This window comes from Streptomyces chlorus (assembly GCF_042655885.1).
Classification (GTDB): domain Bacteria; phylum Actinomycetota; class Actinomycetes; order Streptomycetales; family Streptomycetaceae; genus Streptomyces; species Streptomyces chlorus.
The window spans coordinates 1-2793 of sequence record NZ_JBHSOA010000039.1; the positions used below are offsets into that span (position 1 = coordinate 1).

Annotated in this window: 2 protein-coding genes and 3 pseudogenes; 2 read left to right on the plus strand and 3 right to left on the minus strand. The window is 68.7% G+C overall.

The genetic code is table 11. The annotated features are described in order from the left end of the window. From ACFPZI_RS18555 to ACFPZI_RS18565, 3 genes and pseudogenes are all read right to left on the minus strand, one after another. Positions 1–196, minus strand: a pseudogene (locus ACFPZI_RS18555) (ribosomal maturation YjgA family protein); the annotation flags it as partial. A 164-nt stretch (positions 197–360) separates the two neighbouring features. Further along, positions 361–776, minus strand: a pseudogene (locus ACFPZI_RS18560) (CocE/NonD family hydrolase); the annotation flags it as partial. 30 nt (positions 777–806) lie between these two features. Next, positions 807–1070, minus strand: a complete 264-nt coding sequence (locus ACFPZI_RS18565) for an integrase core domain-containing protein (protein WP_381364332.1) — start codon at positions 1068–1070, stop codon at positions 807–809. Between the two features lie 9 nt (positions 1071–1079). On the opposite strand from ACFPZI_RS18565, the pseudogene ACFPZI_RS18570 reads away from it, so the two are divergent. Continuing rightward, positions 1080–1854, plus strand: a pseudogene (locus ACFPZI_RS18570) (CoA transferase subunit A). A 97-nt stretch (positions 1855–1951) separates the two neighbouring features. Continuing rightward, positions 1952–2608 carry a CoA transferase subunit B gene (locus ACFPZI_RS18575; protein ID WP_381364334.1) on the plus strand — a complete coding sequence of 219 codons (657 nt, stop codon included), beginning with the start codon at positions 1952–1954 and terminating at the stop codon, positions 2606–2608. Positions 2609–2793 lie beyond the last annotated feature (185 nt).

The window sequence follows — 2793 nt, forward strand, 5'->3', positions numbered from 1 at the left end:
GCGCCACGAGAAGGACGAGGGCGAACAGCAGAAGCGTGTACAGGGCGTCCCCGCCGTACTTGGCCGCCCCTCCCCCCGTCGTCGCCCGGAGGCCCAGTCCCGCGCCGACGATCACCAACGCGGCAGCTGTCGCCGCGAGACGAATCCGTATCGGATCGCCGTCGGCACCGGCGCGGGTTCTGGAATTCGAGACCATGGAGTCATTCTGCTGGACACCGTTGCCCGCTCCGACAGTTACCGACCGCACGTCGAAGCGCCCGCGGCAGAGGTACCCGAGCGAGCGCGACACAGGCGGGCCGGCCCAGGCCGATGCCTCGGGTGTGGCCCGGAGGGCGTGGCGGCCGAGGCCAGCCCGCAGGATCAGCGGCGGGCGCCCGGGACCGTGCACGCCGCGGGGCTGGCCGGCGGATCCACCGTGCACGAACGCAGGTACGTGTCCAGATACGGTGAGCGGCTGCCGGGGGTGGCGAGGTCGTCGGCCGGGTCGTCCAGGGCCGGCTTCAGCCTGACTCCCCTGACCTCGATGGTCTCGCCGGAGGGCGTGTCGCGCTACGAGCCGGTCTGGATCGAACCGATCTCCACGGTCAGGACATGTCCGGCCGCTGACGTCCAGTCGGTCGCCTTCAGATCGACGGTCAGCCGACGCGCGTCCACCAGGGAAACTTGTTCGTCGAACATGACAGCGGTGCCGTCCGGGGCGTGTCGTACAGCATGAGCGTGACGTTGCCCTGGCTCTTGGCCGTCAGGGAGATCTGCGGAGTGCCGGTGACACGCACCTGTGGGGCTCGTAAAGTCATCGCTGCAGCTCAAGCCGTGTATCGGTACTCGTTGATGAACCCGCCGAGGACGCGGGTGCGCAGGAGCCTGCGGGGCACGCGATCGTGCGATACCGCTGGCTGTTCCCGGGTTTCGGGTGGTCGTTGGTCTCGTGCTCGGTGTGGCCGATGCGTGTTGCAGTGCTCCTGGTACTCGGCGAGGACCTGGTGGGCGTGGGCTTCGTTCACGATCAGGATGTGATCGAGGACCTCGCGCCGGATCGTGCCGATCACTCGCTCGCAGTGGGCGTTCATGCCCGGCGCCTGTGGCGCGCTGAGCAGCAGGTCAAGGTCGTGGCCTCGGCCGCCGAGGCGGTCGCCGACATTCCCTCGGACAGCACTCTCGCAGTGGGCGGCTTCGGGCTGTGCGGCATCCCGACGGTGCTGATCCAGGCACTGCTGGAGGCCGGTGTCGACGAGCTCGAGACGGTGTCCAACAACGCCGGCGTCGACGACTGGGGGCTGGGCATTCTGCTCGGAGCGGGTCGCTTGCGCCGGGTGGTGGCCTCGTACGTCGGGGAGAACAAGGAGTTCGCCCGGCAGTATCTCCCCGGGGAATTGGAGGTCGAGCTGACGCCGCAGGGCACGCTCGCGGAGCGGATGCGCGCCGGCGGCTCCGGGATCGCGGCGTTCTACACCCGCATCGGTGTGGGCACTCAGGTCGCCGAGGGGGGGCATCCCCTGGAAGTACGCGGCCGACGGCACCGTCGAGGCGAGCTCCCCTGCCAAGACGGTGGAGACCTTCGACGGCCTCGACCACGTGCTCGAGCGTGCCATCGTGGCCGACTTCGGGCTGGTGCGGGCCTGGAAGGGCGACCGGCACGGCAACCTCCTCTTCAAGGACGCGGCCCGCAACTTCAACCCGCTCGCGGCGATGTGCGGCCGGATCACGATCGCCGAGGTCGAGCACCTGGTCGAACCCGGTGACATCGACCCCAACGAGGTCCCCGTCCCCGGCGTCTACGTCCACCGGGTCGTCACCCTCACCCCGGAGCAGGCCGCCGAGAAGAGGATCGAGAAGAGGACGGTACAGGCATGAGCACGGCAGCAAAGCAACCGGGGCAGGCGGAGCCGCCGGCCCCGGAGAAGTGGCGCGGGACGATGCCCGCCACGGTCGACGAGGAGGTGTACGCCGTATGAGCTGGACGCGTGAGCAAATGGCCGCACGCGCGGCCGGGGAACTGAAGGACGGCGACTATGTCAACCTCGGCATCGGGCTCCCGAAACTGATCCCGAACTACGTTCCCGAGGACGTGGAGCTGGTGCTGCAGTCGGAGAACGGGATCCTCGGCACCGGCCGCTACCCGACCGAGGACGAGGTCGACCCCGACCTCGTCAACGCCGGCAAGGAGACCGTGACGGTACGCCGTGGCGCGAGCTTCTTCGACTCCGCGACGTCCTTCGGGATGATCCGAGGCGGCAAGATCGATGTCGCCGTCCTCGGCGCGATGCAGGTCTCCGCCACCGGCGACATCGCCAACTGGATGATCCCCGGGAAGATGGTCAAGGACATGGGCGGGGCGATGGACCTGGTGCACGGCGCCAGGAAGGTCGTCGTCCTGATGGAGCACGTGGCCCGGGACGGCAGCTTCAAGATCGTCGAGGAGTGTTCCCTGCCCTACACCGGCAAGGGCGTCGTCCAGCGGATCATCACCGACCTGTGCGTCCTGGACGTCACCCCCGACGGCCTGCGCCTGGTCGAGCTCGCCCCGGACGTCACCGTCGAGGAGGTCCGGGCCAAGACCGAACCTGCGGTGCTCGATACCGGCGTCAGCAGGCTGAGCATCGTTTGATCCGCCCCACCGGCAGCCGGGACAACGGTGCGGATGAACGCAGAGGAGGACCTCTGGCGAAGCAGGGCGCCGTCGGGTGACGGCAATCGCGGAGAGCTACGCCGCCCGGGAAATCTTCTACCTGGTCGGACCCATACAGTCTGGGCCCCCGTCACAGGGGCTGTGTGTGAGACGAGGAAGGCCCG

Bases quoted from the DNA above. Each gene is read 5' to 3' on its own strand.
- ACFPZI_RS18565 (WP_381364332.1), bottom strand. From the start codon at position 1,070: ATGAACGCCCACTGCGAGCGAGTGATCGGCACGATCCGGCGCGAGGTC.
- ACFPZI_RS18575 (WP_381364334.1), top strand. From the start codon at position 1,952: ATGAGCTGGACGCGTGAGCAAATGGCCGCACGCGCGGCCGGGGAACTG.